This window comes from Capnocytophaga ochracea DSM 7271 (assembly GCF_000023285.1).
In the GTDB taxonomy this organism is placed as follows: domain Bacteria; phylum Bacteroidota; class Bacteroidia; order Flavobacteriales; family Flavobacteriaceae; genus Capnocytophaga; species Capnocytophaga ochracea.
This window is the reverse complement of sequence record NC_013162.1, coordinates 539,049-554,506: the sequence shown is the minus strand read 5'-3', so window position 1 is coordinate 554,506 and position 15,458 is coordinate 539,049. Positions and strand designations below refer to the sequence as shown.

The 15,458-nt window shown below is 38.1% G+C and carries 11 protein-coding genes; 4 read left to right on the top strand and 7 right to left on the bottom strand.

Translation table 11 applies throughout. The annotated features are described in order from the left end of the window. Positions 1–32 precede the first annotated feature (32 nt). From COCH_RS02210 to COCH_RS02180, 7 genes are all read right to left on the bottom strand, one after another. On the bottom strand, positions 33–1,586 hold the full coding sequence (locus COCH_RS02210; protein ID WP_015781747.1) for a S8 family peptidase: 1,554 nt from the start codon (positions 1,584–1,586) through the stop codon (positions 33–35). 189 nt (positions 1,587–1,775) lie between these two features. Then, entirely contained in the window at positions 1,776–3,134 is a 1,359-nt protein-coding gene (locus COCH_RS02205; protein ID WP_015781746.1) for a PspC domain-containing protein, read from the bottom strand. Positions 3,135–3,137: 3 nt separating this feature from the next. Continuing rightward, the gene (locus COCH_RS02200) at positions 3,138–3,470 is read right to left on the bottom strand and encodes a PadR family transcriptional regulator (protein ID WP_002673691.1); all 333 of its coding nucleotides are present in this window, start codon (positions 3,468–3,470) and stop codon (positions 3,138–3,140) included. 425 nt (positions 3,471–3,895) lie between these two features. After that, positions 3,896–4,207 carry a DUF3467 domain-containing protein gene (locus tag COCH_RS02195; RefSeq protein WP_009418481.1) on the bottom strand — a complete coding sequence of 104 codons (312 nt, stop codon included), beginning with the start codon at positions 4,205–4,207 and terminating at the stop codon, positions 3,896–3,898. A gap of 3 nt (positions 4,208–4,210) precedes the next feature. Further along, on the bottom strand, positions 4,211–8,497 hold the full coding sequence (gene rpoC / locus COCH_RS02190; RefSeq protein ID WP_015781745.1) for a DNA-directed RNA polymerase subunit beta': 4,287 nt from the start codon (positions 8,495–8,497) through the stop codon (positions 4,211–4,213). A gap of 756 nt (positions 8,498–9,253) precedes the next feature. Continuing rightward, complete coding sequence (locus COCH_RS12250; RefSeq protein WP_174250639.1) at positions 9,254–10,318, bottom strand: hypothetical protein; 1,065 nt, start codon at positions 10,316–10,318, stop codon at positions 9,254–9,256. 124 nt (positions 10,319–10,442) lie between these two features. After that, complete coding sequence (locus tag COCH_RS02180) at positions 10,443–10,955, bottom strand: GNAT family N-acetyltransferase (RefSeq protein WP_015781743.1); 513 nt, start codon at positions 10,953–10,955, stop codon at positions 10,443–10,445. 928 nt (positions 10,956–11,883) lie between these two features. Between COCH_RS02180 and COCH_RS11105 the strand changes: the two genes are divergently transcribed. The 4 genes from COCH_RS11105 to COCH_RS11100 are packed head-to-tail and all read left to right on the top strand — an operon-like array spanning position 11,884 to position 15,398. Then, a complete protein-coding gene (locus tag COCH_RS11105; protein ID WP_015781742.1) occupies positions 11,884–12,576 on the top strand; it encodes a DUF805 domain-containing protein in 693 nt (230 codons plus the stop codon). Positions 12,577–12,631: 55 nt separating this feature from the next. After that, entirely contained in the window at positions 12,632–13,525 is an 894-nt protein-coding gene (locus tag COCH_RS02165) for a hypothetical protein (RefSeq protein WP_015781741.1), read from the top strand. 16 nt (positions 13,526–13,541) lie between these two features. Beyond that, positions 13,542–14,786 (top strand): hypothetical protein, encoded by a 1,245-nt coding sequence (locus tag COCH_RS02160; protein ID WP_015781740.1) that lies wholly within the window; start codon positions 13,542–13,544, stop codon positions 14,784–14,786. Positions 14,787–14,798: 12 nt separating this feature from the next. Further along, positions 14,799–15,398, top strand: coding sequence for a PD-(D/E)XK nuclease family protein (locus COCH_RS11100; protein WP_015781739.1), 600 nt, complete (start codon positions 14,799–14,801; stop codon positions 15,396–15,398). The last annotated feature ends 60 nt before the right edge of the window (positions 15,399–15,458 follow it).

The following is a 15,458-nucleotide window of genomic DNA, read 5'->3' as shown; positions in this document are numbered from 1 at the left end:
CGGCTTTTTCATTGTATTATATAAATTAATTTCTACTTGCTAAGTTTTGTTTTAGTAATTTTAGCGGCTAAGATTACTGCATTTTTAGCATTTACAATAGTACCTGTAGTAGAAAGGTCGGCGAAGTTCATTTCTTTGCGTTTTTTACCTTCATCATCTTCACCTACGAATACTTTCATATCTACTTTTACACCAGACTCCATAATGATTTTCTTCACTTCAGCTGCACTGAGACTTGGGAAGTAAGAGCGCAACAAGGCTGCAACTCCAGCAACTTCTGGAGAAGCCATTGAGGTTCCTTGCAAGAACTCGTATTTATTCTCAGGAGTGGTAGAATAGATTTTTACCCCAGGAGCAAATACATCGACATTGCGTTTACCATAGTTTGAGAAAGAGGCTACTAAATTCTTGTTATATTCGTAGTTCAAAGCCCCTACGGTAAGGAAGTTATCGGAGATTTCTTTCTTGTTTACTTCGTCGTTAGGATAAGTATCTTTCACGTCGATATCCTGAGAGTCGTTACCCGCAGCGTTTACGATAAGAACATCTTTAGAAGCTGCATATTTGATAGCGTCATACACCCATTCTTTGTGAGGAGAGAAAGCTTTACCAAAGCTGGTGTTTATCACTTTGGCTCCGTTATCTACTGCATAGCGCAAAGCAAGAGCTATATCTTTGTCGTACTCATCACCATCGGGGACAGCGCGTACTGCCATAATGAGCACATTATCGGCAACCCCATTCATACCGATTCCGTTATTGCGTTCAGCTCCGATAATACCTGCCACGTGTGTGCCGTGTAGGGCATCTTTGGTATTGGGACCTATTACGTTATTATTGCCGTAATACTTTTTGGTAAAGTCGTTTTCATTATCTTTTAAGATAGTTTTACGAGGCGAAAAATCGGGGTTGAGGTGATATTTCAGTTTTGTATCGAAATACTCAATAGCGTCGTTGAGTTCTTTTTTGATATCACCAGAATTAGAGACATCTGCTAATAGCTGTTTCATAAACTGAATCATCTCGGTAGTGGGAGCATCGAAAGTTTTGCCTTTGGTAGCGGCATCGATGTCCTCAGAGGTATACACTTCTTTACCTGTGATTTTACGCAAGTTGTTATCGGCAAATTCAGTTATTTGGATAAGTTGCTCATAATAGCCTTTGCGTTTTTTAGTTTCAGCAGTTTCTTTATCGAATTCTTTTTTAGCATTGGCATAATCAGGATTTTTCTTATCCTTAGTTTTGTAAATACGAGTCATCTCGGTATTTTCTTGAGCGATATTACCGAGGAAGTTCCAGCCGTGTACGTCGTCTACATAACCGTTTTTGTCGTCATCAATTCCGTTGTCAGGAATTTCTTTAGTGTTTACCCACACTACGTTTTTAAGGTCTTCGTGGTTGATATCCACTCCGGAATCTACCACTCCTACGATTACTTTTTTAGGGGTAAGACCTTTGAGTAAGGCATAGGCTTCTTGCAAGTTCAGTCCAGGGAAGTTTTGTTTAAACCCTTCGTGAGGCCACCCTTTGAGGGTAGCATCATTGTAAGTTTTCTGAGCTAAAGGTGTTGCGGGAGCTTTGTCCATATCGGCACTAACTTTAGTAGCCCGACAGCCCACAAATAGGAAAGTTGCTAAGGCAACCCAGATAATGATTTTTTCATTCTATTAGTTAATTACGTATTTAAATTCTATAGATTTTCATCTTATAACAAAAACCGTGCAAAAGTACGAAATAATTGCGAATTACAAATTACGAATGACAAAAAAATTACATTAATCTCTTTTTACTTCCTTACCTTTGGGAACAAATAGAGTGATTTGCAGGCGTTGTGCACGATAGAAATCTCCTTTTGCTATTTGATAGGTTTCAGGGATAGTGATTTGGTTATCTTTCACTTGTAAGGTATAATGAATATTTTTAGTATACTGTTCGGCTTGACCTATGTTCCTGCCTCTTGAATGGGTAGAGACTTCAATATAGGGTTCTGCGCCTTCGGGTAATTCATTAACATTGAAATTACAATCGGCAACCACAAGGCTATCGTTTTTGATACCCATAAGACTCATTTTGTGAGTATAGTTACGGTGTACTACCAAAGTATCGGAAGTGGTAACAACGGGTATTTTTTCTTGTATGACGGTTTCGGAGGTAAAGTCTCTTAAAACAGTTCCTAAGACTGTGAAACCTCCTATGATACCTATGGTTAAGCTCAGTACATTGAACACTATCCAGCTTTTGGGTGTATGAAAATCCTTTACAAAAAGTTTGAAACAAAGCAGTAAAATCACTGAAACAGGAAACAAGAGCAATAATACTGCTGAAAAGTACAACAAAGTGTGTTGCCAAGTTGCTGTCACTATAAAGGGAAGAAAATCGTTAAGGGCAAGCAGACTAATGCTTCCGAATACGGTTATGCCAAATAAGGAGAGCACTACGGCTATTAAGGATATAAGCAATGGCAATAGTAATAGAATTGCAATAAAGTAGAGTATTACTTTCAGTAAGACAGGGAAGCCATTCCTTTGAGGTTTTAGGGTTTCTTTGCTCGTAAAAGAGAAGTTGGAAAGGGTATCGATGGTTACGGCTTCACCTTTCATCTCTAACTTCTGAGCGGCTGTGCGTGCGGCAGGTACCACAGCCCAAAACGCAATATACAAGAGTAACAGAGCAGAGGTAAAAAAGTGAAGAATGAAGATATTCACCAGTAAGACTAATAGAAAGAAGATGCGTACCCAAGTAACGTCGTATTGAAGATAATGGGCTATGCCTGAGAGTACGCCACCGATTTTCTTATCGTCGATATCGCGGTATAGCTTTCGCCCTTTCAAAGAAGAAAAAGTAAATTTGGTTTCAGCAGAAGAGGTTTCTTCACTCTCAACGTATTGTTCGGGACGACCTAATACTTCTATAAGATATTGCACGTCTTGACCGATTACTACTTCGCGCTCTTTAAGACGAACTTTGAGTAGTTCAGCCATACGTTGCTCTACATCGTAGAGAATTTCTTCTCTATCGGTATTTTGGTTCAAATGATTACGCACCTCATTGAGATAGTTATTGAGGGCATTATAGGCGGTTTCTTCGATGATAAAAGAAAAACCACCCAAACTAATGTTTTTTACTTTGTCCATAATTTAAATAATTTTATCAATCATTGTTTGTAAGTCACGCCAGGCTTTTACGGTTTCGTTTAGGAAGCGTCTGCCTGATTCGGTTAGAATGTAGTATTTACGTGGAGGACCTGAGGTAGATTCTTTCCATTGATAGGTTAGCAACCCGCTGTTTTTCAATCGGGTAAGCAAAGGATATAACGTTCCTTCAACCACTATCATATCGGCTGTTTTGAGCGCCTCAATCAGGTCGGAAACGTAAGCTTCTTTGTTTTTGTCAATAATGGAAAGAATACACATTTCTAAGATGCCTTTGCGCATCTGTGTTCTTGTTTTTTCGACATTAAATTCTTCCATAGTTTTGATGTTTTTAAATTCGGTGCAAAGATACGACAAAAATAAGTATTATGCAATACATAGTACCAGAAATAATTAATATTTTTGAAATAGAAGTGCTTAAGTCACTGATTTATTGATAGAAAGAAAAGGTAAGAAAAAGATATATTTTTTTGGTGGTAGAGATGTATTTTGGGTATGGGGAGCTTATAGAGAGCTTATAGGAATCTTGGACGATTGGTATAGGAAGAGTGTATAATGCACTATGTATGAGAGAGGTAGAGAGTGAAGAAAAACGACATTAAAAATAAGTTTAGTAGGGCGATAAAAGGTAAAAAGCTAAAAAAGGAATTGCTTTTGAAGAAAGTGTAATAAAAAATTGCCAAAGGTGTGAGCCGCATAGGCGGTTAACATCTTTGGCAAAGTTATGATTATTTGTAATTAAATTAGGCTTGTCCGGTTACACCAAAGAGAGGAATGGCGTGACGGTCGTCGCTATTGGTGATAGTACCATTGGCTTGTTCAAACTTCTGGATATTATCATCTAAGGCGAATAGCAGGCGTTTGGCGTGCTCAGGAGTAAGGATAATGCGACTGCGCACCTTCCCTTTGGGCATCCCTGGCATTACACTCACAAAATCGACTACAAACTCGGTAGACGAGTGGTTGATAATTGCTAAGTTAGAGTATACTCCCTTGGCAACCTTGTCGTCGAGCTCAATGCTCAACTGTCCTTCTTTTTCTTCTACTTCGTCCATTGGTTATCTCGATTTTTTCTTTTCTACTACGGGTTCTAAATCAGCTTTAGAGCCTACGATGATTTTCTCGTATTCTTTAAGTCCAGTACCTGCTGGTATACGGTGACCTACGATTACATTTTCTTTCAAGCCGTCGAGGAAGTCTACCTTACCACTTACCGCTGCTTCGTTCAATACCTTGGTTGTTTCTTGGAAAGAAGCTGCTGAGATAAACGATTTGGTTTGTAGCGATGCACGAGTGATACCTTGTAGCACTGGCATAGCAGTAGCAGGAATCACATCGCGAGCGATTACCAAGTTCTTATCGGAGCGTTTGAGTAGTGAGTTCTCATCGCGCAATTCACGTAAGCTCACTATCTGTCCCGCTTTTAAGTTTTCAGAATCTCCGACATCTTCTACTACTTTCTTACCAAACAAGCGGTCGTTTTCTTCTATAAAGTCGTCTTTGTGAACCAACTGACCTTCGAGGTAAAGAGTATCACCTGGGTCTTGGATTTCCACTTTACGCATCATCTGGCGGACGATAACCTCAAAGTGTTTATCGTTAATTTTCACCCCTTGCAAGCGATATACCTCTTGTACTTCGTTTACTAAATACTGTTGTACTGCCGATGGTCCTTTAATACGCAAGATATCATCAGGTGTTACAGAGCCGTCAGAAAGTGGTTTACCTGCACGTACAAAGTCGTTTTCTTGTACCAAGATTTGGCTCGATAATTTCACCAAGTATTTGCGTTCTTCGCCCGAGCGTGAGGTAACGATTACCTCTTTATTACCGCGTTTGATTTTACCGAACGATACTACCCCGTCAATTTCGGATACGATGGCAGGGTTCGATGGGTTACGTGCTTCGAAGAGCTCGGTAACACGAGGAAGCCCCCCTGTAATATCCCCAGCTTTGGCAGAGCTACGCGGTATTTTCACAAGCACCTTACCTTCTTCAATCTTGCTGTTGTTGTCCACCATAATGTGAGCACCCACAGGCAAGTTGTAAGAGCGGAGCGTCTCACCATTCTTATCAGTGATGAGCAAGGTAGGAATCAGCTTCTTGTTACGCGATTCTACAATCACTTTTTCTTGGAAGCCTGTTTGCTCATCTATTTCCACTTGGTAAGTAACTCCCTGTTCGATATCTTCATAAGCGATTTTACCAGAGTATTCCGAGATGATTACCGCATTATAGGGATCCCATTGGAAGAGTAAAGTTCCTTTTTTCACTTCTTCTTTGTCTTTTACAAAGATGTGCGCTCCATAAGGGATATCGTGTGTTTGAAGTACCATTTTGGTAGTAGGGTCAAGCACGCGGAGCTCAGATGAACGCACTACTACGTCCACAGGGTTTTGTTCGTTGTCTTTACCACGAACTACGCGTAAGTCTTCTATTTCTAGTACACCGTCAAAACGGGCTTCAGTTTTATTTTCTTCTGATACGTTACCCGCAACCCCACCTGCGTGGAAGGTACGCAAGGTAAGCTGGGTACCTGGTTCACCGATAGACTGGGCAGCAACTACCCCTACGGCTTCCCCTTTCTGTACCATACGTCCGGTAGAAAGGTTGCGACCGTAACATTTTGCACAAATACCGTGTTTTGCTTCACAGGTAAGTGCCGAGCGCACTTCTATCATATCGATAGGAGCGGCTTCTATTTTATCTACTATTTTTTCAGTAATTTCTTCACCAGCACCCACAATAAGTTCTTCAGTGAGAGGATTGTATACATCGTGGAGCGACACACGTCCTAAAACGCGCTCGCCAAGAGTTTCTACTACTTCCTCGTTCTTTTTGAGGGCACGTACTTCTACTCCACGCAAGGTACCACAATCTTCGGTGTTGATGATTACGTCTTGCGATACGTCTACCAAACGACGAGTTAAGTAACCCGCATCGGCTGTTTTCAAAGCGGTATCGGCAAGACCTTTACGGGCACCGTGGGTAGAGATAAAGTATTCGAGGATAGATAGACCTTCTTTAAAATTCGACAAGATAGGGTTCTCGATGATTTCACCACCCCCTACGCTCGATTTCTTGGGTTTTGCCATCAAACCACGCATACCGGTAAGCTGACGAATTTGCTCCTTAGAACCACGCGCTCCGGAGTCGAGCATCATATACACTGAGTTGAACCCTTGTTGGTCTGTACTGATGCGTTTCATCGCCAATTCAGTAAGTTGCGCATTGGTAGATGTCCACACGTCAATCACCTGATTATAACGTTCGTTATTGGTAATGAGACCCATATTATAGTTCATCATAATACCATCTACGAGTCCGTTAGCTTCGGCTATCATATTAGCTTTTTCTTGTGGAATGATAATATCGCCTAAACTGAACGACAATCCGCCTTTAAAGGCAAAGCGGTATCCCATATTCTTGATTTTGTCAAGGAAGTCTCCCGTTACAGGAATGCTAGTAGCTTTTAGGATACGACCGATGATATCACGCAATGATTTTTTGGTAAGTACCTCGTTGATGTAGCCTACTTCCAAAGGTACAAGCTCATTGAAGAGCACACGTCCAGTGGTAGTTTCTACTACGGGGTAATACACATTGCCATTTTCGTCGAGGTCACGCACTTTCACTTTAATAAAAGCGTTTAAGCTGAGCTTCCCTTCGTTATAAGCGATATTCACTTCTTCTGCTGAATAAAAAGCTGAACCCTCCCCTTTAATAGGATATTCAGGGGTAGACTTACGACCTTTGGTGATGTAGTAAAGCCCCAAGACCATATCTTGTGAAGGTACAGTAATAGGCGAACCATTGGCAGGGTTGAGGATATTGTGTGAAGCCAACATCAAGAGTTGTGCCTCTAAGATAGCCTCAGGACCTAATGGCAAGTGCACCGCCATTTGGTCACCGTCGAAGTCGGCATTGAACGCTGTACACACAAGCGGGTGCAACTGTATTGCTTTCCCTTCGATGAGCTTAGGTTGGAATGCCTGAATACCCAGACGGTGCAAAGTAGGAGCACGGTTCAGTAGTACAGGGTGACCTTTAATTACATTCTCCAAGATATCCCATACTACGGGCTCTTTCTTGTCAATGATTTTCTTAGCTGATTTCACCGTTTTCACAATACCGCGCTCGATGAGCTTACGTATTACAAACGGCTTATAGAGTTCGGCTGCCATATTCTTTGGCAAACCGCATTCGTACATTTTGAGTTCAGGACCTACCACAATTACCGAACGTGCTGAATAGTCTACACGTTTACCGAGGAGGTTCTGACGGAAGCGCCCTTGCTTACCTTTCAATGAGTCAGAAAGTGATTTAAGCGGACGATTAGACTCTGTTTTTACAGCTGATGATTTACGTGTGTTGTCGAAAAGTGAATCTACCGACTCTTGAAGCATACGTTTCTCATTGCGCAAAATCACGTCAGGAGCTTTGATTTCCATCAAGCGTTTTAGACGGTTATTGCGAATAATCACACGTCTGTAAAGATCGTTAAGGTCGGAAGTCGCAAAACGTCCCCCATCGAGCGGTACTAACGGGCGTAATTCAGGGGGAATTACAGGAATCACCTTCATTATCATCCATTCAGGCTTGTTCTCGCGGTTTCTTTGAGATTCGCGGAACGCCTCTACCACTTGTAAGCGTTTAAGAGCTTCAGTTTTGCGTTGTTTAGAACTTTCATTATTAGCTTTGTGACGCAAGTCGTAAGAAAGTGCGTCTAAATCCAAACGTTCTAAGAGTTCAAGAAGACACTCAGCCCCCATTTTAGCAATGAACTTATTAGGGTCAGTATCTTCTAAATATTGGTTATCAGCAGGAAGACTCTCAGTAATAGCGAGATATTCTTCTTCTGAAAGGAAGTCTAAGTATTGTAAATCTTCACCTTCTGGTCCTTTGGCAATACCTGGTTGGATAACTACATAGCGCTCGTAGTAGATAATCATATCCAACTTTTTCGAAGGAAGCCCTAACAAATAACCTATTTTGTTAGGTAATGAGCGGAAATACCAAATGTGAGCGATAGGCACCACAAGGTTGATATGTCCTACTCTTTCGCGGCGTACTTTTTTCTCGGTTACTTCCACGCCACAACGGTCGCAGACGATGCCTTTATAACGAATGCGTTTGTATTTACCACAAGCACATTCATAGTCCTTTACAGGACCAAAAATACGCTCACAAAACAACCCGTCGCGTTCAGGTTTGTGAGTACGATAGTTGATAGTTTCAGGTTTAGTAACCTCACCGCGTGAAACGGCTAAGATAGATTCAGGAGAGGCCAAACCAATCGAAATCTTATCAAATTTAGGAACAGCTGTATTTTTTTCTCTTGCCATATTATTTATGGTGAATATAATAAATTTACCGGGCTTTATAGAGGTCTCCCCACAAAGCCTATTTACAAAATATCGTGCAAAAGTACAACTATTTTTTAAAATAGCAATTATTTTTTCGCAATATTTTTAGAAGAATATTTTAAGAGGTTGATAGTTAGTAGCATAAAATTTATCGAAGTCTCAAACTTTTACACTTTCAAAGTTTCTACTCGCCTGTCCTGCTACTACCTTTGCCAAAGTTTCTAATTTGCTTGTCGTCCTACGCCCTTTCTCAAAGTTGAAATCTCCTCCGTATTACCTTCATCATTCGTCATTCGTCTCTCGTCACTTGTTTCTTTTTCCATCATACTTTCCCCTACTGCCTATGCCCTAAGAGCTAGAACCTCCCATTCCATTTGCTAATTTCCAAATTTTCTAATTCTCTAATTTCCCAACCCGCCCATTCTCTTTCCGTCACTACCTTCCCCCTCTCCTTGGGAGTGGTCTCCGAATAGGAGAGTATGTGATTGGGGTGAGGATTCCTTTTCTTTCGCCTCGAAACTCCGTTTTTGGCATTTTTGGCATTGTTGTATTACAGTATGAATCAATTACTTATATACCCTTCCTATACCAATCGTCCAAGATTCGTATAAGCTTCCTATAAGCTCTCTATAAGCTAACCACACCCTACTTACAGCCTTTTTTCATCAAAAAACCTTCCTCCCCTCTTCCGAACTTTTCCGTTTCCTTCCGAACTCCTCAACCTTTCCCCATTTGCTAATTTTTCCCCCAATCAACAGGTGCCCATTGGGTAAGATGCCAAGGGAAATCATTAAGGTCTATTCCGTTGTATTTTTCATAGATATCCCCACCTTTTTCCCAAGGGTTAGGTTTCCCTTGTACCATTTCGTTTATAGGGTGTTCAGCAGTAAAGGCGTGGCAAAAAAGATTCTTATCGGCTGCATAACCTCCATATTTCTGTACCGCTTTGGCTACCAAAAGGGTAAAAGAACGAAGTTTTAGCTTGTTAAGGTCAATTTTAGGATCTATGCGAAACCATTGTCCTTGCAAGGGAGCATTGGGGTTCGTTGAAGTTCCATCTCCTTGTTTTGCTGGATAAGAAAAGCCTTTTCCTGCATTAGCAATAGTAAATGACAAAGCGTGTTTTATCTCACCTTTTCGTGCCTCTGCGATGCCTATTTGAGAGAGTGGATTGAGCATACACACTACTGCCGACCCTCCTGTGGTGTGTTGCATCGCAAAGTTGTCCTTACCCAAATCTTTGAAATTTGGTTTTGCTTTAAAATATCCAGAAGCAGCAAAATGCCAAGTACCTTTCTCATCTTTAACAGCGTAAAAATATTCTCGCATTATTCCTGTTGCTCTGTCATAAACGGCAAAAGCTCTATCCCCTCCGCCTGCCGGTTGTGCATATTTAGGCAAGGGAATACGCCCCGTAGTATACTTAATAAGGTCTTCTTTGTAGATAACTCTATTGTCCTTAGACTCAAAATTAGCATATTCCTGATGAGGGTTATTAGAATCTACAACATAAATAGGAATGTTATAAGATGTTGTACACAATGAAGTTAGCACCGTTTTTTTAAATTTTTCAGGCAGATATTCAGCGGGCATTTTGGGCATATAAGCAGCTATGGCAGCCGAGTTCGTTGCCAAAGGCATATTTTTAACTTCTCTTGTGAAAATAGAACCCTGAGCTATATAGGGATCAAACAGACTTTGCGAATAATAATACCCTTTCTGTTGTTCGTCTTCTCCTGCTTGTTTGCCACAAGCAGATAATATGAGTAAAAAGAAAATAAGTGTTTTGTTACGTATCATTTTAAATATTTTTATTGATTTCATACTCCCCTCTAAAATCAACTCAAAGAGAGTTGTACTGCCGACTATTATCTTGACCTTCTATATTTTTTTTGCATATAGCTAATCATTATATTTTCGTATCTTAAAACATCGACAGTTTCATTAAAATATCGGTTTGAGCATCAGAGCCTAAGACGAAGGTGTGGGTATCAAAAGCTACAAATCCATTTTTTTGGTAAAAACGCAAAGCTCTCTCGTTCTTCTCCCATACACCTAACCACACATAAGATACTTTTCGCTCTTTAGCTACTTCAATAGCTTTTTGATAAAGCGCTTGACCTACCCCACTGCCGTGAAATTCTTTTAACACATAGATACGTTCTATTTCCATTGCATTAGGGTCTTGTGGTTCTGTTTGAGCAGAGGCAAAATTGAGCTTCAAATAACCTATCACCTCATTTTCTTCTTCGGCAAAGAAGAAAAGAGAATCTGGATTTGATAGTTCTTGCTGTACTTTGCTTGTCGCAAAGCTTGTAGTGAGGTACTGCTCCATATCCTCTGGAGTGTTAGTCTCAGCAAAGGTTTCGTAGAAAGTTTGTTTGCCAATAGCCTGCAATAAGGCTATATCAGTTGTGATAACAGGACGTATATTCATATTGGTATGTTCAGTATCATTATCCGCTAATAGTTTCTAAGCTAAGGCGATAGTTATCATTGAGCCTTATATTCATCAAGTGCCCCAAAAAGTAATCAGGGTTGATATTCTGTATTATCGTCAGTGGTGTAAGTAAGTTGTTGCATAATAATTCTTTTTAGAAAGAAAACGCACAAATATACATTTTTTTCAGCGAAAAACAATATTTTGACTTTAATTTCCTAATTTTGTATCCCAAAAGAAATAATGATGAAAGAACTAAAAAATCTATTACAGCAAGTCGCTACTATCACCCAAAAGAACAACGAACTTTTGGACGCTACGGGAGGGCGCTAAATTGTAAAAAGTGAAGCTTTCTTCGAGAGTTGCAAACAAAGAGTAGAAATACTATTAGACGCCTTAAAAGGATTAAAATTGTAGCTCTTATGTTAGAAAAAGTTATATTTATAGCAACACTCATCACTCGCGATAAAGTTCAAAATATATTAGTGCTCACGCCCTCATTGATCTATCTTCTGCTATTTGATTTCTAATTTTTTACAACTCATCTGTAAAAAAATAAATGTTAAAAACTTGCATAGTACAAAAATTTGTCGTAACTATGCACCAAAATTAGACAACCGAGAACAATTTAAACACTATTTAACTGCGGTTAAATAGTCATTTAAAGACATAAACAATATTAGCGTTTCGCTTTACATTTTCCTTTACAGAAATACGACCAATTTTTCTTTACACTACAGGGAAGTGAAGTGGAAGTGCCTGCGGTTACGTGGGCATTCCTTTTTACTTTGTAGTGTGCCTTTGGTCGGGCTTCTGTAATGAGTAAACAAGGAATGCACCGCGTTTTTTTATGTCCTTATATAAACAACAAGGCGGAAACCGAAAAGCCTGAAGAGAGTAGGTAACCAAATAAAATTATTATACTATGTTTAAAGCACCATTTTCATTTAAAGGACGTATTAGTAGAAAAGAATACGTCATTACTTTTTTAATCAGTTTGGCATATTACATCATTCTGAGAGCTTACCTTATAGACCATATTTTTGAGTCTTTTGAGAATGTAAACACAGCTTTTTTAGTTTATGTATTAGCTTTTGTTCCGTTGATATTTTTTAACTTAACACAAAGAGTAAAAAGATGTCACGATTGTGGTAAATCAGGTTGGTATATGTTGATACCTTTTTATGAATTCTATCTATTGGGGGCAGATGGAGAATTCACAGATAACAAATGGGGTAAAACCTTAAGAAAATCAGCTATAGCCACTAAACAAGATGAAGCTGCTAAATACTTGGAAAATATGGAAAAAGCACAAGTAGATATTTTCGGAGGAAGCAAAGTTTTAGAAAAAGCAGAAAATGGAGATGCTGAAGCTCAATTTGAAATGGGATTCCGTTTCTTTGAAGGGAGATCTAACCCTCAATCTTATGAGAATGCTTTTTTTTGGTGGGAAAAAGCTGCTGCTCAAGGAGAAGCAAGAGCTCAATATAATTTAGGATTTTGCTACTTAGAAGGTATCTTTGTTGATAAAAACCAAGAGAAAGCTATCGAATGGCTTACCAAAAGTAGCAACAACAATAATAAAAAAGCACAAGAATTATTAGCTAAAATTATATAAACCAACGAAGTAGGTTGTAAAGCATACAATCTACTTCCTCAAAAAAAACAACAAAATGAGGAATAGAATCATACTATTAATTAGTTTACTATTACAGATAGCTTGTGGGCAATCTGACAAGCAGACTGAAGATTTGCAAAAATATGAACTAAAAGGGAATGTAAAATCCATTGAGTATGCTACTTATAAGGCAGTAGAAGAGTCAGGAAGAATTCTAGCAGGGAAAGAACTTAGCTATGAAGGTACAAAAAAAATCTTGTTCAATAAAAAAGGAAATGTTACAGAAATAGCTACTTCAGAGCCATTACCCAATAGGTTTTTGAATACTAAAACTACTTATATTTACGAAGGAGATAGACTTGTAAGAGAAGAGTATGAGGAATACTACACAGATCACCGTCCTAAGGATAAAAGAATGTCTTATATTTATGAATATGATAATGAGGGGCATAAAAGTAAGAAGAAAATAATTTTGCCTAATGGTAGTACAAGAGATGAAATAATTTATAAATATAACTCAAAGGGACAATTAATCAGGACAGAAGAGAACATAGCAGGTGAGTATCTCGTTTTTTCTGAGAAAAATTATCAGTATGATGAGAAAGGTAATCTAATTGTTCTCGGAGCTGATGATAAAAAATTTAATGAGTTCTTTAAGTATAATGAAAATAATCAATTGATAGAGCATAGAACTCCTATCATAAGTGATGAGTATAGTAGCGACCCTATTCCTGATATAAAAGTAGGAGAGAGAATAGAATATTCAGAATATGACAGTAAGGGTAATCTTATAGGAAAACGAAATACTACTACAAAACTTGAAGATAAGTGGATTGAAGTATCTTATTCTCGTTATGAATCAGATAGCAAAGGAAATTGGGTAAAAAGAATTTACTTCCAAGATGCTACCCCTAAATCTGTTACCATAAGAACCATAGAATATTATTAACAAAATTCAAAATACAATGAAAAGAATGTTTTTAATAGGGCTACTATTGTTATTGGTAGTTCCTACTTTTGCACAACAAAAAACAGCTTATCAAAAAAAAGTAGAAGCCATAGAGAATAAATACTTACAGCAGGTAGGTATTCCTCTTTCTGAAATTAATCGGCTAAGAAAAGATAAAGACTTCGGTGAAGCTATGCTTAGAGGAATGTTTAACCAAAAACTCGCTACTTATAGCAAAAAACACGGTTCAATACAAGCATACGCACTTATCACTAAAATAGCAGACGAAATGAAAGCCGCTGAAAAACTCAAAACTCCTGCTGAACTCAAAAAAGAAAAAGAAGAGAAACAGCGACAAATAATTCAACAGCAAAAACGAGAAGAGCAAGAAAAATTAGCTAAGACTAAAAGAGAACAGGAACTACAAGAAAAACGCCTTAAAGAAGAACAGGAACGAGAAACAAAGAGGCTTGAAGAAAAGGAAGCAAGAATTAGAAAAGAGCAAGAATCTTTAAGAAACACTTCAGATATAGCAAAAATAAAAGCAAGAATTAAAGATAACTTCTTAAAATGGGCACAAAAAGGAGAATTTGAAACAACCAATGAGTTTAAGGAAAGACTACAAAACAATGGAAAAGAAAAAATTCAAGAAATTAGTTCAGATATAGTTGTTTCAATACTTCGTGAATTGAGATTCTATATTAATTTAGGTAAGTATAATGCCGACGAAGAGATTTATCCAATTACTATAGGTAGAAGTATTCCTATATACAGTTATAAAACAGAAGAAGAACTACATCGCATTCTAACTGCTAATGATGATTATAGAGGCTATAATGATTATACCGAAGATACTATTTCAGTAGAAAGTAATCTTAAAATAGGAAAAGAAGAAGCTATTCAATTGAAAGAAGAAATAGAAGACTATACTTCTTATTATAATGATCAAATGTCAGCAAAATACATTTATTATGATACATCGAAAATATTTTTCTCTAATGATATAAAGAGATGGATTTTAAAAGATGCTTATCTATTACCAATAGATATTAAGAACGTTGCTAAAATAGGAGGAGAAAATACACCTAAATTTATAATTAAAAGCGAGTATGATTTAGACATAAAAGAAGAATACCCTCTCCTTTCTGAACTACAGTTCAGTACCTCAGAATTAGAACTTTCAGAGTATTTCCCAGAAGAATATACTTTTACACTAGACAATGAAAAAATAAAAAAGGGCTTGAGAGAAGAATATTTTTAAAAACTATACAAAATGGAGAAAGACAGAATGGACAAAACAAAATCGTTCTTTATGCACGATGAAAAAAATACAGGCAGAAAAGAAAGTTTGGTAGACTTCTTCTTATCTTGGACACTTCGTTGCATTACTAATAGAGAAAGAGATTATCATAATCCCAAAATGGAGGAATACTGCAAAAGTATAACTTCTGTACTGCTTTTTGGTGATGCTGAAAAACTAAGTAAGTACGAAATTAAGCAAGTAAAAACTTGGTTACAATGGAAAAGTATAGACCTCTGTGCAGAGTTTTACTTGTTTAACAACGAAACACAAAAGGAAGAAAAGTACGCACTCCTTCTTGAGAATAAGGTTTATACCTCTATTCACAACAACCAATTGCAAAACTATAAGGAAACTTTTGAGCGATACTATAAAGACACAGAATTCAACCGTGAATATGTATTTTTTTCTTGTAAAAGTGAACTAAGCGATTGGGAAGAAAAGGAATGCATCTCAGCAAGTTATAGGGCTTATACTATGGATGAGGTACTTAACTCAGCAAAAAAGGAAAAAGAATGGGATTGGACAGGTAATACCTTTTTTGATGAATTTTGGCTAAGCACTTGGGGATAATCATCTTCCCTTTTCCTTAACCTCCTATATAAAACAAAAATTCCAAACTACTGAATATTC

Bases quoted from the DNA above. Each gene is read 5' to 3' on its own strand.
- COCH_RS02210 (WP_015781747.1), bottom strand. From the start codon at position 1,586: ATGGACAAAGCTCCCGCAACACCTTTAGCTCAGAAAACTTACAATGAT.
- COCH_RS02160 (WP_015781740.1), top strand. From the start codon at position 13,542: ATGAAAAGAATGTTTTTAATAGGGCTACTATTGTTATTGGTAGTTCCT.
- COCH_RS11105 (WP_015781742.1), top strand. From the start codon at position 11,884: ATGTTTAAAGCACCATTTTCATTTAAAGGACGTATTAGTAGAAAAGAA.
- COCH_RS02165 (WP_015781741.1), top strand. From the start codon at position 12,632: ATGAGGAATAGAATCATACTATTAATTAGTTTACTATTACAGATAGCT.
- COCH_RS02205 (WP_015781746.1), bottom strand. From the start codon at position 3,134: ATGGACAAAGTAAAAAACATTAGTTTGGGTGGTTTTTCTTTTATCATC.
- COCH_RS11100 (WP_015781739.1), top strand. From the start codon at position 14,799: ATGGAGAAAGACAGAATGGACAAAACAAAATCGTTCTTTATGCACGAT.
- COCH_RS02195 (WP_009418481.1), bottom strand. From the start codon at position 4,207: ATGGACGAAGTAGAAGAAAAAGAAGGACAGTTGAGCATTGAGCTCGAC.
- COCH_RS02180 (WP_015781743.1), bottom strand. From the start codon at position 10,955: ATGAATATACGTCCTGTTATCACAACTGATATAGCCTTATTGCAGGCT.
- COCH_RS12250 (WP_174250639.1), bottom strand. From the start codon at position 10,318: ATGATACGTAACAAAACACTTATTTTCTTTTTACTCATATTATCTGCT.
- rpoC (WP_015781745.1), bottom strand. From the start codon at position 8,497: ATGGCAAGAGAAAAAAATACAGCTGTTCCTAAATTTGATAAGATTTCG.
- COCH_RS02200 (WP_002673691.1), bottom strand. From the start codon at position 3,470: ATGGAAGAATTTAATGTCGAAAAAACAAGAACACAGATGCGCAAAGGC.